Source organism: Cellulomonas sp. P2_B4, from assembly GCF_056404795.1.
The window spans coordinates 64,097-76,233 of record NZ_JBFUDI010000004.1 but is presented as its reverse complement, the minus strand read 5'-3'; the positions used below and the strand labels follow the sequence as shown (position 1 = coordinate 76,233).

The window sequence follows — 12,137 nt, the reverse complement described above, 5'->3', positions numbered from 1 at the left end:
AAGCAGATCCGGCGCGGTCCGCACCTGGAGGGGATGCGGGCCGCGCCGGATCCAGCTGTGATGGGTCCATGCGCACACGACTGCTCGGAAACGTGAAGGTCAGCTCCATCGGACTCGGCGGCATGCCGATGTCGATCGAGGGCCGGCCGGACCGCGACCGCTCCCTGTCCACCATCCATGCCGCCCTCGACGCCGGCGTCACACTGATCGACACCGCCGACGCCTACCACCTGCACGCCGACGAGGTGGGGCACAACGAGTCGCTCATCGCCGAAGGGCTGCGCACCTGGGGTGGCGACACCTCCGACGTCCTCGTCGCGACGAAGGGCGGTCACCTGCGTCCCGGCGACGGCAGCTGGTACGTCGACGGCTCCCCGCAGCACCTGCGGCAGGCGGTCGAGGACTCCCTGAGCAGGCTCGGCGTGGACGCGATCGGCCTGTACCAGTTCCACCGCCCCGACCCGCGCATCCCCTACGCCGACTCGGTCGGCGTGCTCGCCGAGCTGCTGGACGCGGGCAAGATCCGGCTCGCGGGCATCTCCAACGCGAACCCCGACCAGATCCGGCTCGCGCAGGAGGTGCTCGGTGGCCGGCTGGTCTCCGTGCAGAACCAGTTCTCGCCGGCGTTCCGCTCGTCGGAGCCGGAGCTCGAGCTGTGCTCCGAGCTGGGCCTCGCGTTCCTGCCCTGGAGCCCGCTCGGTGGCATCGGCCGCGCCGGTGGGCTGGGGTCGCGGTTCGACGCGTTCCAGCGGGTCGCGGAGGCGCACCACGTGAGCCCCCAGCAGGTGGCCCTGGCCTGGGAGCTCTCGAAGGCGCCCGTCGTCATCCCGATCCCCGGCGCCTCGCGTCCCGAGTCCATCCAGGACTCCGTGCTCGCCGCGGACCTCCTGCTCGGGCCCGAGGAGCTGGTCGAGCTCGACGCGGCCTGATCGCTCAGCCGATCGCGTCCTCGAACACGGCGCGCGCCTCGGCGGAGAAGAGCACGAACCGCACGACCTCGACGCGGGTCGCCGCCGACCGGACGCTGTCGACGGCGATCCGCGCGACGTCCGTCATCGCCCACCCGTACACGCCGGCGCTCACCGCCGGGAACGCGACGCGGGTTGCGCCGACCTCGTCGGCCACCTCCAACGACCGTCGGAAGCACGACGCCAGCAGCGCAGGATCCCTCTGGCCGGCGTGCCGGTTCGGGCCGACCGTGTGGATCACCCAGCGGGCCGGTAGCAGGAACCCCGGCGTGGCGACGGCGTCACCGACGGGCAGCCCGTCCGGGAGCGTCGTGCGCCGCAGCTCCCGGCACGCTGCGAGCAACGACGGCCCGGCCGCCCGGTGGATCGCGCCGTCGACACCGCCGCCGCCCAGCAGCCCGGAGTTCGCGGCGTTGACGATCGCGTCGACGTCCTGCGTCGTGATGTCGCCGTGGACGGCCTCGAGGTCCATCCACCCATTCAAAGGGAAAGGCCCCTCGGACGCTTACTCCGAGGGGCCTTCACCTGGTGACCACGGTACCGGCGACGACCCGGCGGACGGGTGAACGCCACACCACTCATCCACAAATTTCGTCCACAGGCCTGTGTTAACAGCACGTTTCCGCAGGTGAACCTGTGGACGACCCTGTGGGGTCAACGGTGGATAAAGAAAGCCTCCCGAAGCCCTTGCGGGGGGTCGAGGGGCAGGACTAGAAATCTCACATCGAGATCGACAGATCGAGAACCGCAGGTGAAGGGCCCCTTCCGGGGAGTTGAAGCCGGCCGGTGACGGAACCCCTCCGGGGGCGAAGGAACCGCCGACGGACGCAGAACCGGACGAGACCGGAACCTCAGGCACCGGAGCCTCTCGGGGCATCGGAGCCCGGCGAAGACGGAACCCCCTCGGGGGCGACAGAAACCGGCGGGGACAGGCTGTCGAGCTCGGGCCGGCCGGAGAACGGGCGACCACATCGGAGGGGAGACCCGACGACTCGCGGATGACGACGCGAGGGTTGCTACGGACCGGGTGGTAGATCGTAGTCGTCCCGCCCGCGGCGGGTCGCCGGCTTGGGAGCCCCCTCGGGGGAGCGCGAGCAGGTGACGCACCGGGTGTCGGGACGTAGCCGCACCGTCAGCGCGGCGTCGGTCGCCGGTTCGCCGGAGGCCATCGGCCTACGGTCACGGAAGGGCCCCTCGGACGCTTACTCCGAGGGGCCCTTCTCCATGTCTGATGACCGCGCAGGCGTCAGCCCCGGTGACGGCCCCGAGGCGTCCGCTCTGGTGACCGCCCCGAGGCGTCCGCTCTGGTGACCGCCCGAGGCTCAGCCGGCCGCGGGGTTGAGGTCGGCGGTGGTGACGGCGCCGGCCTGGGTGCCCCAACCGGTGAGGATCCGGCCGTAGTCGCCGCTGTCGATGAGCTTCTGCATGGCCTTCTGGACCGCGCCGGCGAGGGCCTGGTCGTCCTTCGCGACGACGATGCCCTGCGGGGCGCTCGCGAACACCTCACCGAGCTGCTCGAGCCGCCCGGCCTCCTCGAGGATCGCGTGGGCGATGATCGGGGAGTCCGCGTACATGATGTCGGCCTTGCCGGCCGTCAGCGCCGCCGTCACGTCGGTCTGCTTGGCGAAGCTCAGCGGCGTGATGTCCTCCTTGCCGGCGGCCTTGCAGTCGTCCGCGAGGGTGGCGAGCTCCTCCTCCTCGATCGTGCCCGTCTGGACGCCGACCGTCAGGCCGCACAGGTCGCCGCCGGAGATCTGCTGGGGGTTCCCCTTCTCCACGGCGAAGGCCTCGCCGGCCTGGAAGTACTGGATCATGTTGACGTCGGCCAGGCGCTCGGCGTTGATGGTGAACGACGAGATGCCGAGGTCGTATGTCGACCCGGTCTCCGGGATGATCGCGCCGAAGTCGGCGGACTGGATGTCCGCCTTCAGGCCGAGGACGGCCGCGACGGCCCTCGCGATGTCGATGTCGTAGCCGGCGGCCTCGCCGAACTCGTCGATGTACTCGGCCGGGGCGTAGGACGTGTCGGTCCCGACGACGAGCGTGCCGGTGCTCGCGATCTCCTCGGGCACGAGGGCCGCGATGGCGTCGTCCTTGACCATGGCGCTCGGGCCGAAGGACTGGTTGTCGTCGGGCGGCAGCACCGAGGCGGAGCCCCCGCTGTCGGCACCGCACGCGGTGAGGAGCAGGGCGGCCGCACCGAGTGCGGCGGTCGTGAGGACGAGACGAGGACGACGCACGGGACCTCCTGCGACGCCCGGTCCGGGCGCCAAGTTGTCGCAACTGGTGGACGAGATCACCGCACGCCCCGGTCCGAGGCGGTCGTGTGACAGCGTTGGCGGATGTTACGACCCGGTAGCCCATATCACGGAATCGGACTAATCGCCAAATGCGCCGTCGGGGGTCAGGCGTTCGACTCCAGCAGGATGGTCGTCGGACCGTCATTGACCAGTTCAACGGCCATGTCCGCCCCGAAAACGCCCGTCGCGACCTCGAGCCCGCGAGCGCGCAGAGCCGCCACAACTTCATCCACCAAAGGCTCTGCAACCGCTCTCGGAGCCGCCGCGTTCCATGTCGGGCGCCGGCCCTTGCGGGTGTCCGCGTAGAGCGTGAACTGGCTGACGACGAGCACCGGAGCACCGATGTCGACGGCGGCCTGCTCGTCGCGCAGGATGCGCAGCTCGGCGATCTTGCGGGCGATGAGCTCCACCTGCTCCGGTCCGTCGCCGGGCGTCACCCCGACGAACGCCAGCAGCCCGGGCCGGTCGATCGCGCCGACGACGATCCCGTCGACCGTCACGGACGCGCGCGTGACGCGCTGGACGACGGCCCTCATGCCAGGGCTGCCACGACCTCGCCGACGGGGACCCCGTGCCCGAGCACCGGCGTCAGCCCGACGGCCTCGACGAGCCCGGGGTCGACCCCGGCGACGACGAGCGCGGCGGCGAGCACCGCGGGCCGGGGTCGCGCGGATCCGTCGAGGATCTTGAACGCCACCGCGGACCCGTCGGACAGCCCCGCCGCGTAGACACCGTCGGCACCGTCCTTCGCGACGAGCCCCGGCACGGCCTCCATGAACCGCGTGGCGTCCCGTCCGGTTCCCGCGACGTGCCAGGGGTGGCCGGACATCGCGCGCGCGACCCGCGCCTCGGGCCCGTCGTCCGACGCCGCCACCCGACCGAACGAGCGCGCCAGGCCGAGCAGCGTCGTCGAGAACAGGGGCGCTCCGCAGCCGTCGACGGTCTCGAGCTCGACGGGGACGCCGGTCAGGTCCGCCACCGTCGCCCGGACCGCCTCCTGGAGCGGGTGGGCCGGGTCGAGGTAGTCGCCCAGCGACCAGCCGTTCTCCGCGCAGGTCGCGAGCATCCCGGCGTGCTTGCCGGAGCAGTTCTGGGTGATCGGTTCCGTGCCGTGCCCGTCGGAGCGCCACTGGAAGGCCGCGTCCGGGTCCAGCGGCCAGTCGGGGGTGTTGCGCAGGTCGTCGGAACCCACGCCTGCCAGCGACAGCAGCGTGCGGACGACGGCCAGGTGGCCGCCCTCGCCGTTGTGGCTGGCGCAGACGAGGGCCAGCAGCGCCCGGTCGACGTCGAGCCCGGCGCGCAGCATCGCGACGGCCTGCAGCGGCTTGAGCGACGACCGCGCCCAGATCGTGACAGACGGGTCGCCGAGCGCCAGCCGCACCGACCCGTCGGGCGCCAGCACCACCAGGTGACCGAGGTGCACGGACTCGACGAGGTCACCCCGCAGCACCCGCGCGAGCGGGACGGCCGCCGAGGCGACGTCGGACACGGTCACCAGCCGCCGGACGGGCGGCTCGGGCCGCCGCCCCGACGCCGGGAGTACGGGGCGATCGCGGGCTTCACGTCCACCAGGTACACGATCGCCGCGACCGCGGACAGCAGCGCCAGGAAGTCCGGGAACGGGAGGTTCAGCGGGTACGGCAGCGAGATGAACGCGATCATCGTCGCCGCACCCAGGATCAGGCCCCACTTGGTCTTCGTGAGCTTGCCGGCCTGCGTGAACGCGCTCGCGGGCCGCCGCGACAGGTCGATCAGCGCCCACGCCGAGATCGCGAGGATGGCGAAGTAGAAGACGAAGAACAGCAGCAGCTGCATGGAGGCGATCACGGGGTGAGCCTACGAGACGACGTCACGGGACGACCCGCAGACCCTCGGCGCGCGCCGCCGCGGCGAGGTGCTCGTCCCAGACGGCCACGACCAGGTCCGGCGAGCGCAGCTCCAGCGCGGAGGCGAGGTGCAGGGCGTCGGCGGCGCGCAGGGGGTGCTGGTCGACGAGCTCCGCGGCCCTCGTCGTGACGCTCACGCCCAGCTCGATCACGTGGAGCCCCGGCCAGAGCCGCTCCCACTCGGCGCCGGCCTCCCGACCTTCCAGGCGACCGGACCGGTGACCGCTGGCGAGCACCGCCCGCACCTCGGCGTCCGCCAGCCGCGAGGTCACGACGAGGTCGGCGCCGTCCCACAGCGCGGCCGCGAGCGCGGACCCGGGCTCGTCGACGACGAGCTTCACGAGCGCGCTCGTGTCGAGGTAGACGATCGCCATCGGAGCCCCGTCAGCGCCGCAGCCGGCGGACCAGGTCGGAGACCCCGCCCTTGGCCGCGGCCTTGTCGCCGGCCCTCGCCGCGGGGCGCGGTGCGGCGGCGGGCGTGAGCAGACCCTCGCGCTCGAGGCGCGTCAGCAGGTCCGCCGACTCGATGCCGCTCAGCCGGGCGACGGGGATCCCACGTTCGGTGATCACCACGTCCTCGCCGGTGCGCGCGGCCTCGATCCATTGCTTGAGCTCTGCGCGCAGCGCGCTGACCGAGACGTCCACACGGCGACCGTACCGAACACCGAGGCCAGAGGGGGTGCGAGCGGGCGATCAGATCTCGGGGAGTGCGTCCCGGGCGGCCTGTCGCCCGGTGCCCGCGGCCTCCAGCAGGTCGACGACGAGCGACCGCTGCAGCAGGACGAGGCTCTGGACCTGCCAGTCGTCCAGCGTGAACGGGTCGAGCGACTGCGCGATCGTGAGCAGCTCGGACCGCGCGCGGGCCGGGTCGCGTCCGGAGCCGAGTGCCGCGGACAGCTCGGCGGCGGCCCGGGCGGTCGCCTCCACCTGCGCCGCGATGGGCGAGAGGTCGTGGGTGCCGGCCTCGACCGCGGCCAGGCACCGTCGGACCAGCACGCGCGTGTTGCGCATCGCCCGGTCGACGAGCACCGCCCGGCCCTCGAGCGCCGCCAGCTCGTCGCGGAACCTGCGGATGGTCGGGGAGATGCGCGCCAGGTCGCCGGCGTTCTTGGCGGTCTCCGACCACTCGTCGAAGGCCGGCTGCGACGCCCGCGCCCGCACCAGTGCGTCCTCGACGTCGTCCGTCGAGCCCGTGCGCAGCCCGCGCCCGAACAGGCGCAGCACGCCGGCCAGCTCGTCGCACGCGGCGCGGGCCAGCGCGCGGGAGTGCCGCCGCGGGTCGCGCGGCGTGAGCAGGGCTACCGCGAGCGCGACGACACCCCCGATCGCGGCGTCGATCCACCGCCCGAGCGGTCCCCCGCTGGCGGTCAGCGCGGGCAGGCCCACGATCACCAGCGCCTGGACGCCCGCCTGCGTCGTGAGCAGCACGCCGCGGTCGATGAACCGCGCGATCGTCGCGGCGAGGAACAGGACGACGGCGACCTGCCAGATCCCGTTGCCGATCAGGCGAACGAGCACATCCCCGAGGGCGACACCGATCGCGACGCCGACGGCCAGCTCGGCCACCCGGCGCGCCGACCGGTCGGCGGTGAAGCCGAGCGCGACCCACGCGCAGACCGGGGCGAAGAACGGGTACGGGTGGTGCACGACGTACCGGGCCAGGCCGAACGCGATCGCCGCCGCGAGGGCTGCCTGCAGGATCGGGAACCACCCGGCGTGGACGCGCGAGACGCCCTGCCGCAGACGGGTCTCGAGGACCACCCGAGGGTTGCGCCGGGGGTCGACGGCAGCCGGGGCGCTCACAGCATCGGGTGCTGCCCCAGCCCGCGGGCCACCGGTCCACGGGGCGCCGGTCGGTCGGTCGACACGCCCTCGCCCGGCACGATCGCCTCCTGGTTGACCGCCACGGCGCCGCCGTCGCTGTCGACGACGAGCTCGGCGTCGGTCGGCGTGGACCGCTTCACGACGGCCAGCGCGACCGGCCCGAGCTCGTGGTGCCGCGCGACGGTCGTCACGCTCCCCACCGCGCGCCCAGGCTCCTGCGACGTCTCCGTGCGGACCACGTCGTGCACCTGCGCGCCGACCTCGGGCAGCACGTGCCCGGAGCCGTCGAGGTGCAGCATGACGATCCGCCTCGGGGGGCGCCCCAGGTTGTGCACGCGCGCGACCGTCTCCTGCCCGCGGTAGCAGCCCTTGTGCAGGTGGACCGCGGTGCGCAGCCAGTCCAGCTCGTGCGGGATGGTCCGGTGGTCGACCTCGTGGGACGCCCGCGGCCGCCACGCCTCGACGCGCATCGCCTCGCTGGCCCAGGTGCCGACCAGCGGCCAGCCGGCCGCCTCGCGGGCGCGCACCTCGTCGACCAGGTCCGCGCGCGGGACGAGCACGAGCCGCCAGTCGCGGTCCGCGCCTGGGTGCTCGTCGTCGGCCGGGCCGTAGCGCGTGCCCCCCTCGGCGGTCGTCGGCCACGGGTCGCGCCACGTGACCGGCTCCTCGGGCGTGCCCTCCGCGTCGACGGGCTCACCGATCGCCGCCCAGTCGTCGGTCACGTCCGCGATCTCGACGCGCAGCATGAACTTCATGCGGTTCAGCCACGCCGCGAGCGCGATCGGCGTCTCGGTGAGCAGCCAGGTGGTCTCGCCGTCGTCCACGACCCCGGCCGCGTGCTCGATGTGCCCCTGCGGGCTGAGCACGAGCAGCTCGGTGCTGGTGCGCGGCGGGAGGTTGGTCAGCTCCTGGGACGTGATCGAGTTGAGCCAGCTCAGCCGGTCCGGACCCGTCACCGTGACGACGCCGAGGTACGACTGGTCGACCACCGCGCCGCCGCGGCTCAGGGCGCGCTGCTCGGCGGTCGGGTCGCCGTAGTGCCAGGCGACGCCGTCGTCGGGACCCGAGGCACGCACCGCACCCCGGCGGTTCAGCAGCGGGCTCGCGTGCCGCGGGGGCTCGCCGTGCCGCTCGACAGCTTCCTCGACCGGTGCCGTCATGACGCGTCCTCAGGGTCGGTGCTCTCCACGCGGGACAACCGCCCCGACGCGTACGACTGCATCGGGTGGCCGAAGGCCGCGATGTCGTGCGCCCACATGAGCTCGCCGTTGACGAGCCCGTAGAGCCGCTTCTCCGCACTCACGTCGGCGCCGCTGGCCGCGCGGACGATCGCGTCGCTGACCAGGTCGATCCGGCCCTTGCCCACCGCGCCGATGTACAGGCCCACCCGGCCCGACGGGTCCGCGACGAGCACCTCGACCGGGTGCTGCTCGGCGGTGAGCCCGTGGTCCGTCGGCCGCTGCGGCGGGACGCGCCAGTACCCGGACTCGGTCTGCCAGACGGGGGCCGGCGGGACGTCGCCCTCGAGCGCGGAGGTGTCCGCCGGGGCCTCGACCAGCCGGATCGTCGACGAGTACGACAGGTACGGGCCGCCGTCGTGGTCGAAGACGATGTCCTGGGTGAACGCGGCCTCGTCGATGCCGGGATAGTCCACGACGCCCTCGCCGCGCCACGTGCCGACCAGCCAGGCCAGCGGGTAGACCTCGGGGGCCATGCCCTCAGGGTCGGGCAGGACGAACGCCATCTTCAGAGCCTCCTGGTCACGGTCGGACGCAGGACTGCGTCAGCTCTGACCCTTGTAGAGCCGGTAGACGACGAGCAGCGAGATCGACGCGATCGCCAGCGTCGCCAGGACCAGCAGGCCGATGAAGAGTCCCTCGAGCGCAGTCATGCACCGATCCTAACGAGCACGGGCCCCTAACCTGTTCCGGTGAGCACCCCCGCGCGCCCTCTGGTGATCAAGACCACGTCCGGCACCGACCGTCCGGAGGCCACCAACCAGGCCTTCACGGTCGCCGCTGCAGCCGTCGCCGCCGGCGCGACCGTCAGCCTCTGGCTCACCGGCGAGTCCGCCTGGCTGGCCCTTCCCGGGCGCGCCGACGACCTCGTCCTGGAGCACGCGACCCCGCTGGCCGAGCTGCTCGCCCTGGTGCTCGAGGAGGGCACGGTCACGGTCTGCACCCAGTGCGCCGCCCGCCGCTCGATCGGCCCCGCCGACGTCCTGCCGGGCATCCGCATCGCGGGCGCGGCGGTGTTCGTCGAGGAGGTCCTGGCGGACAACGCCCAGGCGCTCGTCTACTGACGCACGTGTCGACCTAGCCGCTCCTGGGACAGGAGTGACCGGGTGTGGCGCCACGGCCACCACACCCGTCGTCATGCGTCCCAGGTGCGGCTACCTCGGCACGCGAGGGGCGCTCAGCCCTCAGGCGGTGGCGCGGCCCGCGCGGAGGCGGATGCCCAGCAGGTAGAGCTCGCAGCCGAGGCACAGGCCGAAGACCGCGTTGAGGAACGCGGCGATCAGGGCGAGCGCGGCGGCGACCGGGACGGCGGCGCTCACGCCGACGAGCCCGAGCAGCAGACCGGCGCCGGTGATGACCAGACCGACGAGCTGGGCGAACGTCGGCGGGCGCGGGTCCTCGAGCTCGGTGGGCGGTGCGAGGCGCGGGCGCACGAACCGGCGGAACAGCCAGCCCTGCCAGGTGTGGCCGACGCCGCGGAAGGCGCCGATCGCGAAGCTGACGACGATCACGGCGAGCAGCGAGGTCGCCGCGGCCGGCCAGGCACCGAGCAGCAGGACACCGGCGAGCAGGACGAGGTTGATCCACGCGCCGAAGCGCGGCCCGCGGGGATCGATCCCGGCGGGTGCCGGACGCGTGGTGGACGAGGTGGGGGCAGACGTGGGGGCGGGCTCGGACATCGGGAACTCCAAGGTGCTGACGCGGGACGGGGGCCGGGGCCGGGGCCATCGCCGCCCGGCCGGCGGCCCTCACGGGCGCGAGCTCAGGGAGCGGTGGCCCCGCCCGGACACGCCTCGAGCGCGGTGAGCGCGTGCCGGCGGTCCGTCGCACCGGACAGACGACCGACCACGACGCCGCGGGCGTCGAGCAGGAGGGTCGTCGGGGTGCGCATGATGGAGAAGCGTCGCACGAGGTCCAGGTGTTCCACCACGTCCATCTCGACGTGCGAGAGGCCGGGCTGCTCGGACACCAGGTGCTCGAGCACGGCTGCGGTCCGGCGGCAGGGCGTGCAGACCTCGCTGGAGAACTGGACGAACGTGGCGCGGGCACCCAGCGGGGTGCCGAGCTCGGCGGAGGTCAGCCGGGTGTCGTCGGCGACGTCCGACGCTGGGGCCCCGGCCAGCAGCGCCGGGTCCACGGCGGTGTACCGGCCGTTGCGCGACCTCCACCAGAACCCGATCACGGTGGCGACCGCGAGGAGAACGACGAGGAGCAGCACGTTGCGCACGTCAGCCCACCAGCACCCGGCCGACGACGTACACGAGCGTCCCGGTCACCGTCACCGGGAGGGTGACGGCCGCGAGCGACGGCCAGCGCCGTTCGAGTGACGGGAGCTCGTCGAACAGCGCGTGGAGTGTGGCGACGAGCACACCGACCGCGAGGCCGAGCACGAGGCCAGGCGCCACGTCGATGTCCGGCAGGACCGCCCCGCCGAGCGCGCCGGCGCCGGCCGCGGCGACGCTGGTGACGACCGCGCCGAGCCACCGTGCGAGGTGCAGCGCCACGACGGMCGACCCGACGGCGAGCGCGAGGGCGCCGACGACGACGAGGGGCTCACCGCCCGGCGTGCGTCCGGTGGCCACCCAGCCGGCCGAGGCGACCGCGACGAGCGTCCCGGCGACGGTGCCCGACACGGACTCGACGAGCCGCTCGCGCCCGTCGCGCCGCAGGAGCTCGTTCAGGAAGGCGAGGAGGATCGCCCCGGCGAACGCCACGGGGAGAAACCGCAGGTAGGGCTGCTCGGGCGTGAGGTGGACGACGGCGACGGCGCCGACCCCGCCGACCGCGACGACGACCGACGAGCCGACCCGGAACGGCAGGCCGACCAGCGCGGGCCACCCGAGGGCGAACACGAGGGCGAGGAGCGCGGCGGCGAGCGTCAGCGGGAGGCCGCCGAGGTACCCGGCGACCGCGACGGCGGCGGAGAGCGCGGCTGTGACGACCGCGCGGGTGGCGAGCTGCATGCGCCTACCGACCTGCGTCCGGGGTCACCACGGACAGGCAGGACGGAGCAGCAGGCAGGAGCACGCCGCCGATTGTCGCATCTCGCGCCGATTTCCCCGGAGTTACCACCGACGCACCACCCGTGCGTGCGGTCAGCCCTCGACAAACGGACGCAACGTGCCCGGAACACGCGATACCGTGTGCCCCACTCGCACGCAGGGAGGTAGGACGTGGCGGATCTGCTGCTGCTCACTCCAGCGTCCGGAGGCTCCGCCCAGGTGCTTCCGGCTCTCGGACTTCTGTCCCACCGCGTCCGCGTCCTGCCGGTCGAACCGTCAGCGCTCGTGGATGCACCGGACGCCGACATCGTCGTGCTCGACGCGCGTCGTGACCTCGTCACCGCGCGGACCACGTGCCGGCTGCTGCGCGCCACCGGTCTGACGGTGCCGCTCGTCCTGGTCCTGACGGAGGGCGGCCTGACGGTCGTCACCGCGGAGTGGGGCGCCGACGACATCATCCTGGAGAGCGCCAACCCCGCCGAGGTCGAGACGCGCTTCCGCCTCGTCATGGAGCGTGCAGCGACCGCGGGGTACGACGACGCACCGCAGGAGATCTCGTCCGGCGAGCTCACGATCGACGCCGGCGGGTACACCGCCCGGCTGCGCGGCCGTCCGCTCGACCTCACGTACAAGGAGTTCGAGCTGCTGAAGTACCTGGTGCAGCACCCGGGTCGCGTGTTCACGCGGGCCCAGCTGCTGCAAGAGGTCTGGGGCTACGACTACTACGGAGGCACCCGGACCGTCGATGTCCACGTCCGACGACTGCGCGCCAAGCTCGGCCCCGAGCACGAGCAGCTGATCGGGACGGTGCGTAACGTGGGCTACCGGTTCGACCCGCCGAAGGACCGTCGCGGCGCGGTCGACGGACGCACGGAGATCCCCGAGCCCGCCGACGCCTGAGGCGGGCCTTCCTGAGGAG

General features: G+C 73.3%; 16 protein-coding genes. 3 read left to right on the top strand and 13 right to left on the bottom strand.

Features of this window, described 5'->3' with window-relative positions; all coding sequences use genetic code 11:
- Nucleotides 1–68 precede the first annotated feature (68 nt).
- Nucleotides 69–929 (top strand): aldo/keto reductase, encoded by an 861-nt coding sequence (locus AC1DZC_RS08230; protein ID WP_477042906.1) that lies wholly within the window; start codon nucleotides 69–71, stop codon nucleotides 927–929.
- A 4-nt stretch (nucleotides 930–933) separates the two neighbouring features.
- Here the strand turns inward: AC1DZC_RS08230 and AC1DZC_RS08225 are convergent, their stop codons facing one another.
- The 10 genes from AC1DZC_RS08225 to AC1DZC_RS08180 form a co-directional block, all read right to left on the bottom strand.
- On the bottom strand, nucleotides 934–1,440 hold the full coding sequence (locus AC1DZC_RS08225; protein ID WP_477042905.1) for an O-acetyl-ADP-ribose deacetylase: 507 nt from the start codon (nucleotides 1,438–1,440) through the stop codon (nucleotides 934–936).
- An 850-nt stretch (nucleotides 1,441–2,290) separates the two neighbouring features.
- Nucleotides 2,291–3,208, bottom strand: coding sequence for an ABC transporter substrate-binding protein (locus AC1DZC_RS08220; RefSeq protein ID WP_477042904.1), 918 nt, complete (start codon nucleotides 3,206–3,208; stop codon nucleotides 2,291–2,293).
- Between the two features lie 164 nt (nucleotides 3,209–3,372).
- The gene (gene dtd, locus AC1DZC_RS08215; RefSeq protein ID WP_477042903.1) at nucleotides 3,373–3,804 is read right to left on the bottom strand and encodes a D-aminoacyl-tRNA deacylase; all 432 of its coding nucleotides are present in this window, start codon (nucleotides 3,802–3,804) and stop codon (nucleotides 3,373–3,375) included.
- On the bottom strand, nucleotides 3,801–4,757 hold the full coding sequence (locus AC1DZC_RS08210; RefSeq protein WP_477042902.1) for an asparaginase: 957 nt from the start codon (nucleotides 4,755–4,757) through the stop codon (nucleotides 3,801–3,803). The genes dtd and AC1DZC_RS08210 overlap by 4 nt, the downstream gene beginning before the upstream one ends.
- Nucleotides 4,758–4,759: 2 nt before the next feature.
- On the bottom strand, nucleotides 4,760–5,095 hold the full coding sequence (locus AC1DZC_RS08205; RefSeq protein ID WP_477038463.1) for a DUF2516 family protein: 336 nt from the start codon (nucleotides 5,093–5,095) through the stop codon (nucleotides 4,760–4,762).
- Nucleotides 5,096–5,117: 22 nt separating this feature from the next.
- Nucleotides 5,118–5,528, bottom strand: coding sequence for a type II toxin-antitoxin system VapC family toxin (locus AC1DZC_RS08200; protein WP_477042901.1), 411 nt, complete (start codon nucleotides 5,526–5,528; stop codon nucleotides 5,118–5,120).
- Between the two features lie 10 nt (nucleotides 5,529–5,538).
- A complete protein-coding gene (locus AC1DZC_RS08195) occupies nucleotides 5,539–5,799 on the bottom strand; it encodes a type II toxin-antitoxin system Phd/YefM family antitoxin (protein WP_477042900.1) in 261 nt (86 codons plus the stop codon).
- A gap of 48 nt (nucleotides 5,800–5,847) precedes the next feature.
- On the bottom strand, nucleotides 5,848–6,957 hold the full coding sequence (locus AC1DZC_RS08190) for an FUSC family protein (RefSeq protein ID WP_477038466.1): 1,110 nt from the start codon (nucleotides 6,955–6,957) through the stop codon (nucleotides 5,848–5,850).
- Complete coding sequence (ygfZ, locus tag AC1DZC_RS08185) at nucleotides 6,954–8,138, bottom strand: CAF17-like 4Fe-4S cluster assembly/insertion protein YgfZ (protein WP_477042899.1); 1,185 nt, start codon at nucleotides 8,136–8,138, stop codon at nucleotides 6,954–6,956. The genes AC1DZC_RS08190 and ygfZ overlap by 4 nt, the downstream gene beginning before the upstream one ends.
- Nucleotides 8,135–8,722, bottom strand: coding sequence for a heme-binding beta-barrel domain-containing protein (locus AC1DZC_RS08180; RefSeq protein ID WP_477038468.1), 588 nt, complete (start codon nucleotides 8,720–8,722; stop codon nucleotides 8,135–8,137). The genes ygfZ and AC1DZC_RS08180 overlap by 4 nt, the downstream gene beginning before the upstream one ends.
- Nucleotides 8,723–8,908: 186 nt before the next feature.
- On the opposite strand from AC1DZC_RS08180, the gene AC1DZC_RS08175 reads away from it, so the two are divergent.
- A complete protein-coding gene (locus tag AC1DZC_RS08175) occupies nucleotides 8,909–9,280 on the top strand; it encodes a DsrE family protein (RefSeq protein ID WP_477042898.1) in 372 nt (123 codons plus the stop codon).
- 120 nt (nucleotides 9,281–9,400) lie between these two features.
- Here AC1DZC_RS08175 and AC1DZC_RS08170 read toward each other — a convergent pair whose 3' ends face one another.
- The 3 genes from AC1DZC_RS08170 to AC1DZC_RS08160 form a co-directional block, all read right to left on the bottom strand.
- Nucleotides 9,401–9,895 (bottom strand): DUF4395 domain-containing protein, encoded by a 495-nt coding sequence (locus AC1DZC_RS08170; RefSeq protein ID WP_477042897.1) that lies wholly within the window; start codon nucleotides 9,893–9,895, stop codon nucleotides 9,401–9,403.
- 83 nt (nucleotides 9,896–9,978) lie between these two features.
- Nucleotides 9,979–10,443 (bottom strand): thioredoxin family protein, encoded by a 465-nt coding sequence (locus tag AC1DZC_RS08165; RefSeq protein WP_477042896.1) that lies wholly within the window; start codon nucleotides 10,441–10,443, stop codon nucleotides 9,979–9,981.
- Nucleotide 10,444: 1 nt separating this feature from the next.
- A complete protein-coding gene (locus tag AC1DZC_RS08160; RefSeq protein WP_477042895.1) occupies nucleotides 10,445–11,179 on the bottom strand; it encodes a hypothetical protein in 735 nt (244 codons plus the stop codon).
- 210 nt (nucleotides 11,180–11,389) lie between these two features.
- Between AC1DZC_RS08160 and AC1DZC_RS08155 the strand changes: the two genes are divergently transcribed.
- Nucleotides 11,390–12,118 carry a winged helix-turn-helix transcriptional regulator gene (locus AC1DZC_RS08155; protein ID WP_477038473.1) on the top strand — a complete coding sequence of 243 codons (729 nt, stop codon included), beginning with the start codon at nucleotides 11,390–11,392 and terminating at the stop codon, nucleotides 12,116–12,118.
- The last annotated feature ends 19 nt before the right edge of the window (nucleotides 12,119–12,137 follow it).

Bases quoted from the DNA above. Each gene is read 5' to 3' on its own strand.
- dtd (WP_477042903.1), bottom strand. From the start codon at position 3,804: ATGAGGGCCGTCGTCCAGCGCGTCACGCGCGCGTCCGTGACGGTCGAC.
- AC1DZC_RS08170 (WP_477042897.1), bottom strand. From the start codon at position 9,895: ATGTCCGAGCCCGCCCCCACGTCTGCCCCCACCTCGTCCACCACGCGT.
- AC1DZC_RS08200 (WP_477042901.1), bottom strand. From the start codon at position 5,528: ATGGCGATCGTCTACCTCGACACGAGCGCGCTCGTGAAGCTCGTCGTC.
- AC1DZC_RS08180 (WP_477038468.1), bottom strand. From the start codon at position 8,722: ATGGCGTTCGTCCTGCCCGACCCTGAGGGCATGGCCCCCGAGGTCTAC.
- AC1DZC_RS08225 (WP_477042905.1), bottom strand. From the start codon at position 1,440: ATGGACCTCGAGGCCGTCCACGGCGACATCACGACGCAGGACGTCGAC.
- ygfZ (WP_477042899.1), bottom strand. From the start codon at position 8,138: ATGACGGCACCGGTCGAGGAAGCTGTCGAGCGGCACGGCGAGCCCCCG.
- AC1DZC_RS08230 (WP_477042906.1), top strand. From the start codon at position 69: ATGCGCACACGACTGCTCGGAAACGTGAAGGTCAGCTCCATCGGACTC.